Source organism: Streptomyces sp. NPDC053750 (assembly GCF_044544295.1).
Taxonomy (GTDB): Bacteria; Actinomycetota; Actinomycetes; order Streptomycetales; family Streptomycetaceae; genus Streptomyces.
This window is the reverse complement of record NZ_JBITXB010000009.1, coordinates 11,963-27,268: the sequence shown is the minus strand read 5'-3', so window position 1 is coordinate 27,268 and position 15,306 is coordinate 11,963. Positions and strand designations below refer to the sequence as shown.

Genomic DNA, 15,306 nt, shown 5'->3' with positions numbered 1-15,306 from the left:
ACCGCGCACCCCTCGGCCCGCTCGGGGCAGCACCTTCGCACCGCAAGGCGCCGCCATCACCGGGCCTGGCGAGTCAGCGATCGGCAATGGCCGATTAACGATCGTTGTCACCTGTCGGAGATGTGCGTACGCTGCCACGCACGCGCAGCAAGCTCCACCTGGCCGCTGAGGTGTCCGGGCGCACCGGAATCTCCGCGGTGTGGGCACGCGCGGTCTGCGACGGCTGCACGGTTCCGTCCGCGGGTGCAACTGGAACGCCTTCCGGAGGGAGTTCTGAGGTCGGTGCTGCCTCAGGAGGGAGTCAGCGAGCGATGAGCACCAGAGCCATGAGGTCACTGCTGAGCGCTCTGGGCGAGGAGGCATCGAAGGCGCTCGAACGGCCGGCCGACCCCCGGGACGTCATGGCGGAGTTCTGCCGCGCCATGAGTGTCCGCAAGCGACGTCCGATCGACCTCAGATTCAGCGCATTCCCCAAGAACGTGCCGGGGATGGACGTCTCGGGTGCACGCCTGGACCTGGGGGACCGGTCGATCATCGTGGTCGAGGAGGACACCGCTCCCCTGGCCCAACTGGTCATCCTCGGACACGAGCTCTGGCACGAGGAGGAGGAGGACAGAGGGCATCACATAGCCGGGCTGTACGGAGCCGCCCGCACACTCGGCGCCGACCAGCATCCCGAAGCCGTGCGACGGGCTGTCGAACAAATCCTCGCCCTACCGGAAGTGCCGCGCGAGGCCATCCTCACCGTGGCGGCACGAGCGGAGTCGGCCTCGCAGCACGAGGTGGATGCGGAGACCTTCGGCCTGCTGTTCGGCCACGAGGTACGCCCCTGGATGAAGGGCCGATACGCGGAAGGGCCGGTCAGCGCCGCAACCGTCGAGGGGCGCATCAACCTCTCCCTCCTCAACCGCGGCGGGCGCATTCTGTGAACCCGCAGTTCCACATCCCCTACGCGGTCCCCACCGCGCTGCTGCTCATCGCTCTCGTCCTCAAGTTGCCGACCCTCGTGCGGGCCTGGCGCGATCCTGACATCCGTGCCACCACGTTCCTGCTGAGCTGCGCCACAGCCGTGCTCGTGGTCATCACACCGGTCAACATCGAGCGTCTCAACGAGCTCACCGGAGTACCGAACATCGCGTCGCCCTGGGCGTACAGCTTCCTGACCGCGTTCTGCGCCACCGGCCTGACCATGATCATGCGCTGGCGGGAAGAACCCTCCGCACGGCGGCGACGGCGGATGCGTCGCGTCTACTGGATCTATGCCGGCATCATCGCAGCGCTGTGGGGGACGTTCCTGCTCGCCCACGTGCCCGAGCCGCGGATCTACGACCTCGACACCTACTACGCCGGCACCCCCTGGATGCGTGAGCACATCCTGCTGTACCTGCTCGCGCACATGGTGTCCTCCCTGGTCGCCGCCTACATGTTGTGGAAGTGGTTCCCCGAGATCGAGAACCGCTGGCTGAAATCGGGCGTCGTCTGCCTCCAACTCGGCTTCGCCTCGGGGCTCATCTTCGACGCGGCGAAGATGCTCGCGCTCAGCGCCCGCTGGTCGGGCCACGACTGGGACGCCCTCAGCACCCGGGCCGCACCGCCCTTCGCCCTCCTGGAAGCAGTCCTGGTCGCCGTCGGATTCATCGTGCCCCAGGTCGGCCCCTCCCTGCAGAACCGGGTTGCCGAGCAGCGTGAGTACCGGCAGTTGCGCCCTCTGTGGTCGGCCGTGCGTGACGTGGTGCCCTACTCCGTCTCACCCCGACTCGGCCGCCGGATGCCTCTGGGGCTGCGCCTGGTGCAGCGTCAGCAGAGGATCCATGACGCCCTGCGCATCCTGGCCCCCTACCTCGACGAGGACCTCTATCGGCAGGCGCGGAACGTCACACCCGGCGGCGTCGACGAAGGCAGGGCACGGGGACTCGCCGGGGCCGTCACCGTCCGCGCAGCCATCGACGCCCACCGCAGCGAGAAGCCCGTCCAGGTGAGCGCCGAGAAACAGCAGCTGGGCGCCGATTTCAGCGATCACCTCGAGGCGATCTCGGGGGCCCTGCGCCACCCCCGCCTCGTCGACAGCATCCGCCAGCGGGTGACCAGCACAGAAAGCGTCAACACAGATGTCTCCTAGCACCAGCCGGCCCACCGCCGTCGTCATCGGAGCCAGTGCGACCGGCTTGTTCGCTGCCGCCGCCCTCACCGAGTTCGCCGACGTCGTCGTCCTCGAGCGTGACCTCCTGCCCGACGGCCCGGCACCCCGCCGCGGCATCCCGCAGGGCAGGCACGCGCACCTCGTCTGGAGCGGAGGAGTGCAGGCCCTGGGCGACCTGCTGCCCGGCACGGTCGACGAGGTCGTCGCCCGGGGCGGACGCCTGGCCCACATCATGGGCGACATGGTCTCCCGTGCGCCCAACGAGGTCTGGTTCAGGCGCTTCCTGGCCACTCATCACCGCAACCTCGTGTGCTCCCGCAATCTCCTGGACGCCGTTCTTCGTGAACGTGTTCTCGCGGACAAGCGAATCACCCTGCGACAGAACACCAGCGCACTGGGTCTGGAAGGCGACGCCACCCGCATCACCGCAGTCCGCGTCCGCGAGGGCGACGACGAGGACTCCACGTTGCCGGCCGACCTGATCGTCGACGCCTCGGGGCGCGGCTCACGCACACCCCAATGGCTTGACGCCCTGGGCCTTCCGCGGGCCACCGAACGGCGAGTCGACGCCGGCGTCGCCTACGCCACCCGAGTCTTCCGCGCTCCCCGCTCAACCGCCGACGTCGCCTTCCCCTTGATAAACGTCCAGGCCAACCCGGCCAAGGCGCCGGGCCGAGGCGGCATCATCCTGCCGGTCGAGGACGGGCAGTGGATCGTCACCCTCTCCGGCACTCGCGGCGGTGAGCCCAGCGGCGACCCCGAGGCGTTCATCGACTTCGCACTGGGCCTGGGCGACCCCGTCATCGGTGAACTCCTCAAGGGCGCCGAGCCACTTGGCGACGTGGCCACCACCCACTCCACCGCCAACCATCGTCGCTACTACGAGAAGATCAAGCAGTGGCCCGACGGATTCGTCGTCCTCGGTGATGCGATCGCCGGCTACAACCCGGTGTACGGCCACGGCCTCACCGTCGCCGCACAGTGCGCTCTCGCCGTGCGCGCCGTCCTGCGGACCACGGACATGACCGCTTCCGGTACCGCAGGACGTCTCCAGCGGGCCGCGGCCCGTCCCGTCAGCGCGGCCTGGGACCTGGCAGTGGGTCAGGACGCGCTCTATCCCGGCGCCACCGACGTCCCGCTCACCAGAGTGGAAAGGCTCCTTGCCCGGTACGTCGACCGTGCGGTCGAGACCGGTGCCACCCACCCCCGTGCCATGGGCGCTCTGCTGGACGTCATGAGCCTGGAGAGGCCACCGACCCGCCTGTTCTCGCCCGCCATGATCACCCCCATGCTCTTCGGCCCGAGGAAGCCGCAGCTGCAGGGCCCGCCCCTGAGCGACGCCGAACGAAAGGCCGCCACTTCCTGACCCCGCACCCGCAGGTCGGGCCGGCAACCAGGGCTACGGGCGGGCCCTTGTGCGGCTTGCTGAAGCGCGCTGTGCGTAACGTGGTGGAAGCGTTGCATTGCGGACGCAGGCTGTCGGTACGCCTATGGGGAGGTTCGAGTGATGCGTGTGCCCGGGACGATGCGTGCGGTGCGGATCGCGGAGCACGGAGGACCGGAGGTTCTTGAGCTGACGGAGGTCGCCACGCCGACCCCGCAGGCAGGAGAGGTGCTGGTCCAGGTCAGCGCCGTAGCGCTGAACAACACCGACCTGTGGACCCGGGAGGGTGCCTACGGCCGCCCGGGGGACCCGAAGGCGCTGTCGGGTTGGCGAGGCCCCATCGACTTCCCGCGCATCCAGGGCGCCGACGTGGCCGGACGGGTCGTGGCGGTCGGCGCCGATGTGGACGAGAGTCTCGTCGGCCGCCGAGTGGTCGTCGACCCGGCGATCTACGACACCGAAGGGCCCGATGCGAACCCGGTGGGCCTGATGGGCAGCGAACGCGACGGTGGCTACGCCGAGTACGTGACCGCGTGGGCAGAGCGGGTGCACGACGTGACGGAATCCCCGCTCACGGACGATCAGCTCGCGACGCTGCCGACCGCCTACGGCACGGCTCTGGGCATGATCGAGCGGGGCCGGCTGCGGGAGGGGGAGACCGTGCTGGTCTCGGGAGCGTCCGGTGGGGTCGGGATCGCGCTGGTGCAGATCGCCCGCGCGCGTGGTGCGCGGGTGGTGGCCATCAGCAGCGGGTCCAAGATGGACGCGGTGCGCGAGGCGGGCGCACACGAAGTCGTCGACCGCGCTCATGAGGTCGCCGAGCAGATCCGCGCTGCCGCCCCGGAGGGCATCGATGTCGGACTCGACGTCGTCGCCGGGGACCTGGTGGGCGAGGGGCTGCCCCTGCTGCGCGAAGGGGGCCGGTGGGTCGTCGCCGGTGCACTCGGCGGGTACGAGGTCGCCTTTGATGTGCGCCGTCTCTATCTGCACAACGCGCAGGTGATCGGCTCCGCGATGCACACGCCCACCCACTTCGACCTGCTGATGAGTCTGGCTCGTCGGGCCGGGATCCAGCCCGTTGTCGCCGCGACGTTCCCCCTGGACCAGGCCGCTCGGGCGCAGGAAGAGCTCGCCCGCAGGGGTCATGTGGGGAAGATCGTCATGCATCCCTGGAGGGTGGGCGACGAAGGTGTTGTCCAGACCCACGGCCTGAAGTAGGCAGCGCCGGCCGCGGGCGTCGACCGTGCTTACCGGGTGAATACCCTATTTGCGCGATTATCCTGATTCTGTGGATGCCTGTCCCATCCCTCCGGACAGCAGTCACGGCGACCGGACGCCGCCGGTTGCCGGAGTGCGTCCGGAGATTCTCGCCTCGTGGCAGCGCTCGCGGTCGCTCGGCATCGACCGCGAGGGCGCGGCCCTGCCGATCGAGAGCGACCTGGATCCGGACTCCCGGCTGATGAGGGCCGCCACACCTGTGCTGAACCGCCTGTTCGAACGGTTCTCGGGCATGCCCGTGACCGTGGTGCTGGCCGATTCACGGGCGAACATCGTGGACCGGTGGGGCGCCCCGGCCGGGCTGAACCTGATGGACGCCGCCTCCCTGGTGGCGGGCGCCAACGTCGATGAACGGTTCATGGGGACCAGCAGCGTCAGCATGGTGCTGAGCACCAGGGCGCCGTTCGTGGTCGTCGGCCACGAGCACTTCCTGCACGACCTCAAGGAGCTGACCTGCATGGCCGCGCCCGTGCGGGACCCACTGGGCGGCACCGTGCGGGGCGCGGTCAACCTCTCCGTGCCCCGGGCGCTGGCCGTCCCCGGGATGGCCCTGGCCCTGGAGGAGGCCACCGAACGCATCGGGGAACGCCTGCTGGAGATGAGTACGGCGCGGGAGCTCGACCTGATGCGTTCCTTCCGCCGGGCCAGGGAACGCGGCGGGCACGGCGAGCTCGACCTCGGCTCGGGGGAACTGTCCCCGATCAGCGGACCGGCGCCACGGCTGGCCTCTCAGGAGCGGCTGATGCTGCTGGAGCGTGCCGTCGAGCTGATCTCCTCGACGGGTGAGACGTTCTCCGAGGTTCCGCTCGCGGGCAGTCGCGTGGCCGTGCTGCGCCGCCGGGAGCTGCACCACGGCGATGCGGAGGGCGCGGCGGTCGAGGTCAGCTTCGAGGACGTCCGCGGTACGGGGACACCGGGCCCGGCCACCGAGCCTCCCAGCGCGCCGGCCGCCGAGGTCGCTACCGCGCCCGCCCCCGGCGGCCGTCATGTGCCGCTTCTGAACCGTCCCACCAAGGCGGCGGCCGGAGCGAACGCGCCCGGTGCGACGGCGGAACCGCACGCCGCCGGACCGACCGACGCATGGCTGCTGCTGGTCGGCGAGCCGGGCGTCGGCCGGCTCGCCGCTGAGGCGCGCGGACGGCTTTCCCTGCTGAACGAGGCAGGCACCCGGCTCGGCACCACCCTGGACATGGGGCGTACCGCCGAGGAACTGGCGGAGATCGCCGTGCCGCGCTTCGCCGAGCTGGTCGTCGTGGACCTGGTGGAAAGCGTTCTGGCGGGGGAAGAGGCACCGCCCGGTCGGCCGCGCCCCGACGCGGCGCTGCGCCGGGTGGCCGCGTGGGCGGGCGAGGACTCCCGTGACACCCCGATCGGCGGCGTGGGCGCGCCGGTCGACTATCCCGCGGGTACCCCCCAGGCCCGGTGCCTGGAGACAGGGCAGCCGGTCACGGACTCGGTGGTGACCGCGGCCCTGACCGGACCCCCGCCCGGCCGGGGGCACCCCGTCGACCTCCTCGGCGAAGGTGTGCACTCCTACCTGGGCGCTCCGCTGTCCGCGCGGGGCTCCGTCCTCGGCCTGGTGGGCTTCTACCGCCGCGGCAGGACGCGGCCGTACGAGCAGGACGACCTGACGCTCGCGGGCGAGCTGGCGGCCCGCGCCGCGATCAGCCTGGACAACGCCCGCCGCTACCGCCGGGAGCACCACGCCTCCCTCACCCTTCAGCGCAGCCTGCTGCCGCACGTCCTGCCCCAGCCGGTCGCCGTCGACCTCGCCTCCCGCTACCTGCCCGCGGACGTCACGGCAGGTGTGGGCGGGGACTGGTTCGACGCGATCCCGCTGTCCGGGATGCGCGTGGCGCTGGTCGTCGGTGACGTGCCCGGCAACGGTCTGCAGGCGGCAGCGACCATGGGCCGGCTGCGTACGGCGGTGCGGACGCTGACCGGGCTCGACCTGCTGCCCGAGGAGATGCTGGCTCATCTGGACGACCTGGTCAGTCGTACCCCCGACGAGTCGGCCGACGAGCAGGATCCTGCGACCGGGACGACCTGCCTGTACGCGGTGTACGACCCGGTGTCCTGCCGCTGCACGGCCGCGCGGGCCGGTCATCCGCCGCCCGCCCTGCTGACGCCGGGCGGGGATGCGCGGCTGCTCGACCTGCCGGCCGGTCCACCGCTCGGCCTGGGCGGGATCCATCCGTACGAGTCCGCCACCACCGACCTGCCCGCGGGCAGCCTGCTGACGATGTACACCGATGGCCTGCTCAAGGAGAGCCGCGGCTACGGGGACACCGACGCGCGCACCGGACAACTGCTGGCCTCGCTGAACCGCGCAGGTCCGGCGCTGGAGGACATCTGCGACCGGGTCACCGACACCCTCGTGCCCGGCGGGCCGCACGACGACGTGGCCCTGCTGCTGGCCCGGGTGCACGCGCTGCCCGAGGACCGGGTGGCGTCCTGGGAGTTCCCGTCCGACTCCTCGGTCGTGGCGCGGGCCAGGGAGCTGTCCCGCGCTCAGCTCGCGGCCTGGGGCATGCCGGAGCTTCAGTTCAACACCGGCTTGGTGGTCAGCGAGCTGGTCACCAACGCCGTGCGGTACGGCGGCCAGGGCCCCATCGGTCTGCGGTTGCTGCGCGACGACTCACTGATCTGCGAGGTCTCCGACCGCAGCAACACCTCTCCGCGCATCCGACGGGCGGCCACGACCGAGGAGGGCGGACGTGGCCTGTATCTGGTGGCGCAGTTCACCAAGAGCTGGGGCGCCCGCTACATGCCGCAGGGCAAGACGGTGTGGGCCGAGCAGGTTCCGCAGCAGGAGGAGGCTGCTGCGGAGACGGACGAGCAGGCGCTGCTGGCCATGTTCGACGACCCGGGCTGACCTGCCGACCGGCCCACCCCACCTACGGCATCACCCGGACCGCGGAGATGTCGAACTGGAGGCGGACCTTCTCGCTCACCATGGTGCCGCCCGCCGTGAGACGCTGGTTGTAGACCAGGCCCCACTCGGTGCGGTCGATGGTGGTGGTGCCGTCGAATCCGGCGCGCTCGTAGCCGAACGGATCCAGGACCGAGCCGAGGTAGTCGAGTTGCAGGTCCACGGGCCGGGCGACGCCGCGGATGGTCAGGTCCCCGGTCATGCGAAAGCTCTCCCCGCCCTCATGGACGGTGGAGGTGCTGCGGAAGGACATCTCCGGGTGGCGACGTGCGTCGAAGAAGTCGCGGCCGACGAGGTGCGCATCCCGTTGTTCCACGCCCGTGTCGACGCTGGCGACCCGGATGACGAGCTCGGCCCGCGAGTTGGAGGGCCGGGCTCCGTCGAAGTACAACGTGCTGTCGTAGTCGGTGAAAGCTCCCCGCACCGTCGTGACCATGGCGTGGCGCACGGAGAAACCGATGCGGCTGTGGGGGCGGTCGATGGTCCATCGCCCGGTCAGCGCGCGCAGTGCCGGGTCGAGCGCGACATCCCGGGGCGCGGCCTCCATGACGGAGGTGCCGGCGCCGAGAGCCGGGGTCGGCTCGATGGCGTCGGTCTGGCGACGGCTGAAGATACCCATGATTGTGAGCCCTTTCCCATCTGATCGCTCCGTGCTATCACGGCGTCGCCGGGCACCGCCCGGCGAGATGGGTGGCCTCGTCCGGGTTCCATGCGGTTGACTGCAAAGCTGCACAAGATCAACATGAAGTGGCGGTGCCCGCCGGGGCCTACTCCGGGGGCGTCGGTGTGTCGTGGGTGCGGTACATCGCCTGTACGTCCAGCTCCAGTTGGACGGTCGGGCCGACGACCGCGATGCCGCGGGCCAGCATCGAGCGCCAGTTGAGGGTGAAGTCCTCCCGGTGCAGTTCCGCCTTCGCGAGAGCCGCGCAGCGCAGTTCCTGGTCGTAGCCCCCGTTGACCGTCCCGAGGTAGGTCGTGTCGAGGCCGACGGAGCGGCTGGTGCCGTGCATGGTGAGCGTGCCGTGCAGCGTCCACTTGGAGCCGCCGCGGTAGGCGAACCGCGTGCTGGTGAAGTCGATGTACGGATAGCGTTCGACGTCCAGGAAGTCGGCGGAACGCAGGTGGTTGTCACGGGTGTTGTTGCCCGTGGTGATGCTGGCGGCGTCGATGCGCACCGAGACGTGGGAGTCGGCCATGTTCGGTGCGACGCGGATGCCGCCCTGGAAACGGGTGAACCGACCGTGGACATGAGCCATGCCCACGTGCTTGGCGATGAACCGGATCGCGGTGTGCGGAGGGTCGAACAGCCAGGTTCCGGCGGTCGGAAGCTCCAGTTGACGGGCGGGCTCCAGCGCGATGCGCACCGGAGGCAGCGCCACCCCGGCGCCGATGTCGATGCTTTCGCGGGAAGGTGACAGGCCCTCGGCCACGGTCATCACACTGTAGGAGCCCGGTGGCAGCGTCGCTATGAAGAAGCCGTGGGGGTCCGTGGTGCCCCGTGTTACGACCTGGTGACTGTCCAGCGCGGTCACGGTCACCTCGGCCCCGCCCATGGGCTGCCCCGTGGGATCGACGACCTCGAAGCCGAAGGCCCCGGCGCCGGGCGGGAGAGGGACCGAGATGCCCGGTCCGACCCCCGAGGCGCCGCGGGAGCGCCGACGTCGAAGCAGCCCGAGTGCCATGGAGTTCACCTTTCTTCGCAGGCGTCACCGTCGCGCGGCCCGCTCAGCCGATGGTGTTCGCGGTCGCCAAGAACCGACGGCGACAAGGGGATGAGCGCGGCGACAGCAGTTCGTTGACGATCATAAAGCTGTCGGCATGCAGGGAACTCGCCCCGGGGTCAGAGCCGTCCGGACCTTCTCGCGGTGGATGTGGGGTCGCAAATCCGTACATCGACGGGCCATATCGCCACACCTCGACTCCGCTGCTTTGCAGCACTGCTGTGGCGAAGGACACGGAAGGGGGCCGCAATGTTCACCAGGGGATCATGAGATCAACACGCCGCGCGCCAGTGGCGTGACCGGCCTCATCCTTGACGACGCCGCACCCGGGGCCGATTCGACACGCGCGGTCAGGGCTTGACGAGGGTCTTGAGACTCCTGCGGTCGGCCATGTCCCGGTAGCCGGCCGGGACACCGTCGAGGTCCGTGGTGGCGTCGAAGACCTTGCCCGGCTCGATGGTGCCGTTGAGAATGTCGGGCATCAGTTCCTCGATGTAGGCACGCACGGGTGCGGGGCCGCCGGCGAGGCGGATGTTGTGGCGGAAGAGACTGCCGAATCCGACAGGGGCTTCCTCGTACTGCGGGACCCCGACGCGGCTGATGACGCCGCCCGGGCGGACGACCCCGAGGGCCTGGTCGTAGGCGGGCATGTGGCCGACCGCCTCCAGGACCACGTGTGTGCCGTCGCCGCCGGTCAATTCCCTTACCGTCTCGATGCCTTCGTCGCCGCGGGCGGAGACGACGTCGGTGGCACCGAATGCGCGGCCCAGGTCGGTGCGTGCCCGGTGTCGGCCCATGAGGATGATCTGCTCGGCGCCCAGGCGCTTGGCGGAGAGCACGGCCAGCAGGCCGACGGCGCCGTCGCCGATGACGGTGACACTGGTCCGCTCGTTCACCCCGCCCGCGACGGCGGCGTGGTGGCCGGTACCGAGGACGTCCGAGAGCGTGAGCAGGGAGGGGATGAGCGCGGAGTCGGGGGCGACGGGCAGCTTGACGAGGGTGCCGTCCGCGAGCGGGACGCGGACGGCCTCCGCCTGTCCGCCTTCCTCCGGTTCGCCGTCCCAGAAGCCCGCCTGCGGGTGGGAGCAGGAGGTGTGCAGGCCCTCACGGCAGAACGGGCAGGTGTTGTCGGAGATGGCGAACGGGGCGACGACCAGATCGCCGCGCTCGACGGTGGTGACCTCGGAACCGGTTTCCTCGACGACGCCGATGAACTCGTGGCCCATCCGGACGGGCCCGTCCTCGGGCTTCATCGAGCCGTAGGGATGCAGGTCGCTGCCGCAGACGCAGGAGGCGGTGATGCGCACCAGGGCGTCGGTGGGGTGCTTGATGACGGAGTCCGGGACGGTCTCGACACGGACGTCGCCGGCCCCGTACATGAGGGTTGCGCGCATGGGGGTGTTCTCCAGAGCGGGGGTGTGGCGGTAGGTGTGGTCACAGCAGGGGCATGGCCGGGTGCACGGCCTGTCTGGGGTCAAGCCTGTGCGGCACCGTCCCGGGGCGCATCCCGGACAGCCGTGTCGACCGCGCCGGCACGGGTGCCGCGGGCCGCCGCGAGGGCGATGGTGGGGATCAGGGTGAGGGCGGCGATGACGGTGCCGACGACGGCGGGCCCGGTCGAGCCCAGGCCGGAGCCGAGGGCTTGGCCGGCGATGCCGGAGCCGACGGCGGTGCCGAGGTTGAACGCGGAGACGGTCAGGGCGGAGGCCAGTACGGGGGCCTGGCGGGCGTAGCGGACGGCCAGGGCCATGAGGACGGGGTTGGCACCCAGGCCGAAGAATCCCAGCAGGGTGACCAGGACGATCGTGGCCACGGCGAATCCGGCCAGCAGGTCGATCGCCAGCAGCAGGAGTGCCGCGCCGCCGGCGGCGACGACGGTCACGGTGTGCGGGCGTCGGTCGCCCAGGCGGCCGCCGACGAGAGAGCCGGCCAGGGCGCCGAGCCCGAATCCGACCAGTACCAGCGGGACGAGGCCGGAGGCGACACCGGAGCGGTCGGTCAGCAGCGGCGCGATGTAGGAGTACGCGGCCAGGACGCCGCCCGTCGTCGTGGCGCAGGCGGCCAGCACCAGCCACAGACGGCCGGAGCGCAGGGCGGTCAGCTCGGAGCGGACCGACACGCTCTGCTGCCGGGGGTGGGCTTCGTGGCCGACGGTGCGGGCGATGAGCACGATGGCCGCGGCGGAGAGGGCGGCGAGGGCCCAGAACGGTCCGCGCCAGCCCATGAGCTGCCCGGCGAACGCGCCGAGCGGCACGCCGACGACGTTGGCGAGCATGGCTCCGGCGCCCACCAGGCCCAGCGCGCGGGCACTCGATGCCGGACCGGCGGCCCGGGTGGCGGCGACGTTGGCCACCGCCCAGAAGGCTCCGGTGGCGATCGCGGTCAGGAACCGGGCGGCCAGCAGCAGCGTGAAGTTCGAGCCGAGGGCGACGACGACATGCCCGACGGCGAAGACGGCCAGGGCCAGCATCAGCGTCAGCCGGGTGGGCAGCCGCAGCGTGAGCATGGCCATCAGCGGCGCGCCGACGATCATGCCGACGGCGAACACGGTGATCAGAAGGCCACTCCGGGCGACGCTGACCTGTAGGTCTTCCGCGATCTCGGGCAGGAGACCGGCCACGACGAACTCGGTGGTGCCCATCAGGAACGTGCCCAGTGCCAGCACGTGGACGACGAGCGGGAGCCGGGCGGGCGCGGCCTGGTGGGGGTGTTCGGTCCGTGTGCCGGCAGGAGCGTGGAGGGTTCCTCCTCGCGTACTCATGCATCAACTCCGTGGGGTGCTGTTCAGGGGTGCTTTTCAGCGGTGCTGAGCTCACGAAACCCGAAGCGCCGCAGGGGGAGAAGGTCGCGTTTATAGGGGGGACAAGCTCGACCTCCCTCGGCGGCGGCCGCTGGCTACCGTGGAACGCATGGACGACCGAAGCGACCACCGCGCCGAGATCCGGGACTTTCTCGTCAGCCGCCGCGCCAGGATCACCCCGGAACAGGCCGGACTGCCCAGCAGCGGCCGCCGGCGCGTAGCGGGGCTGCGGCGGGAAGAAGTCGCGGTTCTGGCGGGCGTGAGCACCGAGTGGTACACCCGCCTCGAGAAGGGCCACATCAGTGGCGTCTCCGAAGACGTGCTCGCCGCGGTCGCCCAGGCCCTGCAGCTGGACGACGACGAACGCACCTACCTGTTCGATCTGGCCCGCGCCGCCCGGCCCGCCCGGCGCACCCCGTCCCGACGCCGTGACGTCGAGGTGCCGCCACGGGTTCAGTGGCTGATCGACTCGATGACGATGTCCTCCGCGTTCGTACGCAACGGCCGCCAGGACGTCATCGCCTCCAACGCCCTGGCCCGCGCCGTACACGCACCCATGTTCGACAGCCCCACCGCCGACCGGCACGGACGCCCCAACGTCGCCCGCTACATCTTCCTGGACCCCGGCTCCCGGAACTTCTTCGTCGACTGGGACGCCGCCTGCTCCGCCACCGCAGCACTCCTGCGCGCCGAGGCCGGACGCGAACCCCAGGACCGGGCACTGCGCGAACTGATCGGGGAACTGTCCACCCTCAGCCCCGAGTTCCGCACCCAGTGGGCCGCCCACGACGTCCGCATCCGCCACGACGGCAGCAAACGCCTGCACCACCCCGACGTCGGCGAACTGGAACTGTGCTACCAGTCCCTCGACCTGCCCATGGCCGGCCGGGCCGTACACGACCTCACCCTGTACACCGCCGAACCGGGCAGCACCTCCGAGGAACGGCTCCGGCTGCTCGCCAGCCTGGTGGCATCCACGGCGCAGCCCACACGGTCCGCGGACCAGCAGGGCGCACGTTCCGATTGATCGTGGTCACGGCGCGGGGCCATCGGCGCAGCAGGCCAGGTGCGTGATCGCCTCGGACGGCTCTGCCTACGGCGGCAACCGTCGCGTACCGGGCCTGCGCCGCGAGAATGTCCCCTGCTCGTCGGCGTCAGCAACGACCACTACGTCCGTCTGAAGCGCGGCCACCTCGCCGGCGCCTCCAAGGAAGTCCTCGACGCCGTCGCGGGCCGCCTCGACATGCTCGCCGGACGGACCCTCGACGACGCATCCGCAGCCGGCCACCGCACCGGAGAACCGCTGAACACGGCCCGCCGAGCCTCAAGGTGCCCGCGCCCGGAGCGGCTCAGACGACCAGGACTCGGCGCCCGCGCGTGTGACCGGCGTGGCTGTCGATGTGGGCCGCCGCTGCCTCGGCCAGCGAGTACGACTTCTCGACCGGGATGTGGAGCCGGCCGCGCGAGATCAGGTCGACGGCCTCGGCGAGTGCCGCCGGCACGCTTCCGGCCACGCCGGAGAACCGGACACCGAACTCCGGCGCACCGAGATCGGCGATGGAGACGACCTTCTCCGGACTCCCGGTCAGCTCGACCAGCTCGCGGATCACACCCGAACCGGCCAGATCGAGAGCGGCGTCGACGTCGCCGAGCCGCCGAACCCGCTCGACCCAGCCCTCGCCGTACGTCGTGGCGACGGCACCCAGGCCGCGCAGATACTCCTGGTTCGCGGCACCGGCCGTGCCGATCACGGTGATGCCGCGGTCGCGGGCGATCTGCAGCACTGCCGATCCGACGCCCCCGGACGCGCCGCTGACCAGGAGCGTCTGCCCGGGTCGCACACCGACCTCGCGGATGATGCGCAGCGCGGTCTCCACCACGGACGGGTACCCGGCCGCCTCCTCGAACGTCAGCCCCTCGGGCATCCGGGCCCAGGCCGACAGCACGGCGAACTCGGCGTACGTGCCGGCGCCCTCACCGAACACCCGGTCACCGACCTCGACCCCTACGACACCCTCGCCCACCTCGTCCACCACCCCTGCGGCGTCCAGCCCGACCCCGGAGGGCAGCTCGATCGGATGGGCCCCCAGGACCTGTCCTTCACGCAGCCTCCAGTCGACGGGGTTCACGCCCGCCGCCCGCACGGCGATGCGTATCCGGCCGGGGCCCGCGTGGGGCTCCTCGGCATCAATGAGTTGCAGAACCTCGGGACCGCCGAACTCGGCGAAGCTCACCTTCTTCATGCCGCCGAACGTAGCACTAACCGATAGCTTTTCATAACGGTTGCACTTTCGTACCTGCTAGCCTGCGGGCATGACCGTGCAGTCCGGACGCCGTGAGCGCAAGAAGGCAGCGACCCGCCAGAAGATCGCCGACACCGCACTGCGGCTCTTCCTGGAACACGGTTACGACGCCGTGGGCATCCGTGACGTGGCCGCCGAGGCCGACGTGGCCGTCACCACGCTCTTCTCCCACTTCGCCTCGAAAGAGGCCCTGGTGTTCGAGCAGGAGGAGGACTTCGAGCGGCGCCTCACGCAGGCGGTCACCGGCCGGGCGCCGCAGGAGCCGCTCATCCCCGCGCTGCGCCGCGAGATCCTGGCCCTGGTGCGGCACTGCACCGCGGACAGCGCCGCGCCGATCTGGCGCATGATCGACGCGTCTCCCGCCCTGCGGAGGTACGACGAGTCGATCCGCCTGCGCCACGCGGACGCCCTGGCCACGGCCATCGCCGCCGATCCCGACCGGACCCGGAGCGAAACCGCCGCCCGCACCATCGCGAGGTTCGTGATCGACGCCTACTCGCTGGCCCGCGAAGCGGCCGACCCGGAGGCCGCCCTGGACGAGATCTTCCCCATGATCGAGGCGGCGTGGCAGGTCACCTGCCCGTCTGCAAGCGGTCGCCGGGATTCCGAGGGGCCGCAACCGCGGGCGTGAGCCGACGTCGCCGCGGTGAGCGAGGCACTCGCTGACGTTGACGCAGGATCGCAGATCACTGCCCGGGAGCTGCTTGACCTCAAGTTGAGTAGAGGTCACAGAGTGGGTGCAGTCCTG

12 protein-coding genes and 1 pseudogene are annotated in these 15,306 nt (G+C 70.8%); 8 read left to right on the top strand and 5 right to left on the bottom strand.

Going from position 1 to position 15,306, the window contains the following annotated elements; all coding sequences use genetic code 11:
- Positions 1 to 311 precede the first annotated feature (311 nt).
- The 5 genes from ACIGO6_RS24655 (at position 312) to ACIGO6_RS24635 (ending at position 7,677) form a co-directional block, all read left to right on the top strand.
- Positions 312 to 929: a toxin gene (locus ACIGO6_RS24655; RefSeq protein WP_399879559.1), complete on the top strand. Its 618-nt coding sequence runs from the start codon at positions 312 to 314 to the stop codon at positions 927 to 929.
- On the top strand, positions 926 to 2,119 hold the full coding sequence (locus tag ACIGO6_RS24650) for an MAB_1171c family putative transporter (RefSeq protein ID WP_399879557.1): 1,194 nt from the start codon (positions 926 to 928) through the stop codon (positions 2,117 to 2,119). The genes ACIGO6_RS24655 and ACIGO6_RS24650 overlap by 4 nt, the downstream gene beginning before the upstream one ends.
- Positions 2,109 to 3,506: an FAD-dependent monooxygenase gene (locus tag ACIGO6_RS24645; protein ID WP_399879555.1), complete on the top strand. Its 1,398-nt coding sequence runs from the start codon at positions 2,109 to 2,111 to the stop codon at positions 3,504 to 3,506. Before ACIGO6_RS24650 ends, ACIGO6_RS24645 begins: the two co-directional genes overlap by 11 nt.
- A 141-nt stretch (positions 3,507 to 3,647) precedes the next feature.
- Complete coding sequence (locus ACIGO6_RS24640) at positions 3,648 to 4,742, top strand: zinc-binding dehydrogenase (RefSeq protein WP_399879553.1); 1,095 nt, start codon at positions 3,648 to 3,650, stop codon at positions 4,740 to 4,742.
- Positions 4,743 to 4,875: 133 nt separating this feature from the next.
- Positions 4,876 to 7,677 (top strand): SpoIIE family protein phosphatase, encoded by a 2,802-nt coding sequence (locus tag ACIGO6_RS24635; protein ID WP_399879551.1) that lies wholly within the window; start codon positions 4,876 to 4,878, stop codon positions 7,675 to 7,677.
- Between the two features lie 22 nt (positions 7,678 to 7,699).
- Here ACIGO6_RS24635 and ACIGO6_RS24630 read toward each other — a convergent pair whose 3' ends face one another.
- From ACIGO6_RS24630 to ACIGO6_RS24615, 4 genes are all read right to left on the bottom strand, one after another.
- Positions 7,700 to 8,353: a YceI family protein gene (locus ACIGO6_RS24630; RefSeq protein ID WP_399879550.1), complete on the bottom strand. Its 654-nt coding sequence runs from the start codon at positions 8,351 to 8,353 to the stop codon at positions 7,700 to 7,702.
- 148 nt (positions 8,354 to 8,501) lie between these two features.
- Positions 8,502 to 9,416, bottom strand: coding sequence for a YceI family protein (locus ACIGO6_RS24625; RefSeq protein ID WP_399879548.1), 915 nt, complete (start codon positions 9,414 to 9,416; stop codon positions 8,502 to 8,504).
- A 389-nt stretch (positions 9,417 to 9,805) separates the two neighbouring features.
- Entirely contained in the window at positions 9,806 to 10,849 is a 1,044-nt protein-coding gene (locus tag ACIGO6_RS24620) for a zinc-dependent alcohol dehydrogenase family protein (RefSeq protein ID WP_399879547.1), read from the bottom strand.
- 80 nt (positions 10,850 to 10,929) lie between these two features.
- Complete coding sequence (locus tag ACIGO6_RS24615; RefSeq protein WP_399879545.1) at positions 10,930 to 12,216, bottom strand: MFS transporter; 1,287 nt, start codon at positions 12,214 to 12,216, stop codon at positions 10,930 to 10,932.
- A gap of 148 nt (positions 12,217 to 12,364) precedes the next feature.
- On the opposite strand from ACIGO6_RS24615, the gene ACIGO6_RS24610 reads away from it, so the two are divergent.
- Both ACIGO6_RS24610 and ACIGO6_RS24605 read left to right on the top strand, forming a co-directional pair.
- Positions 12,365 to 13,282, top strand: coding sequence for a helix-turn-helix transcriptional regulator (locus tag ACIGO6_RS24610; RefSeq protein WP_399879543.1), 918 nt, complete (start codon positions 12,365 to 12,367; stop codon positions 13,280 to 13,282).
- A gap of 43 nt (positions 13,283 to 13,325) precedes the next feature.
- Positions 13,326 to 13,612: pseudogene (locus ACIGO6_RS24605) on the top strand (hypothetical protein); the annotation flags it as partial.
- Here ACIGO6_RS24605 and ACIGO6_RS24600 read toward each other — a convergent pair.
- Positions 13,605 to 14,498 carry an NADP-dependent oxidoreductase gene (locus ACIGO6_RS24600; protein WP_399879541.1) on the bottom strand — a complete coding sequence of 298 codons (894 nt, stop codon included), beginning with the start codon at positions 14,496 to 14,498 and terminating at the stop codon, positions 13,605 to 13,607. The pseudogene ACIGO6_RS24605 and the gene ACIGO6_RS24600 overlap by 8 nt on opposite strands.
- Positions 14,499 to 14,568: 70 nt before the next feature.
- Between ACIGO6_RS24600 and ACIGO6_RS24595 the strand changes: the two genes are divergently transcribed.
- Positions 14,569 to 15,189 carry a TetR/AcrR family transcriptional regulator gene (locus ACIGO6_RS24595; protein WP_399879540.1) on the top strand — a complete coding sequence of 207 codons (621 nt, stop codon included), beginning with the start codon at positions 14,569 to 14,571 and terminating at the stop codon, positions 15,187 to 15,189.
- Positions 15,190 to 15,306 lie beyond the last annotated feature (117 nt).

Excerpts from the sequence above, each read along its gene's own strand:
- ACIGO6_RS24655 (WP_399879559.1), top strand. The coding sequence starts at position 312 with ATGAGCACCAGAGCCATGAGGTCACTGCTGAGCGCTCTGGGCGAGGAG.
- ACIGO6_RS24645 (WP_399879555.1), top strand. The coding sequence starts at position 2,109 with ATGTCTCCTAGCACCAGCCGGCCCACCGCCGTCGTCATCGGAGCCAGT.
- ACIGO6_RS24640 (WP_399879553.1), top strand. The coding sequence starts at position 3,648 with ATGCGTGTGCCCGGGACGATGCGTGCGGTGCGGATCGCGGAGCACGGA.
- ACIGO6_RS24630 (WP_399879550.1), bottom strand. The coding sequence starts at position 8,353 with ATGGGTATCTTCAGCCGTCGCCAGACCGACGCCATCGAGCCGACCCCG.
- ACIGO6_RS24625 (WP_399879548.1), bottom strand. The coding sequence starts at position 9,416 with ATGGCACTCGGGCTGCTTCGACGTCGGCGCTCCCGCGGCGCCTCGGGG.
- ACIGO6_RS24620 (WP_399879547.1), bottom strand. The coding sequence starts at position 10,849 with ATGCGCGCAACCCTCATGTACGGGGCCGGCGACGTCCGTGTCGAGACC.
- ACIGO6_RS24615 (WP_399879545.1), bottom strand. The coding sequence starts at position 12,216 with ATGAGTACGCGAGGAGGAACCCTCCACGCTCCTGCCGGCACACGGACC.
- ACIGO6_RS24610 (WP_399879543.1), top strand. The coding sequence starts at position 12,365 with ATGGACGACCGAAGCGACCACCGCGCCGAGATCCGGGACTTTCTCGTC.
- ACIGO6_RS24600 (WP_399879541.1), bottom strand. The coding sequence starts at position 14,498 with ATGAAGAAGGTGAGCTTCGCCGAGTTCGGCGGTCCCGAGGTTCTGCAA.
- ACIGO6_RS24595 (WP_399879540.1), top strand. The coding sequence starts at position 14,569 with ATGACCGTGCAGTCCGGACGCCGTGAGCGCAAGAAGGCAGCGACCCGC.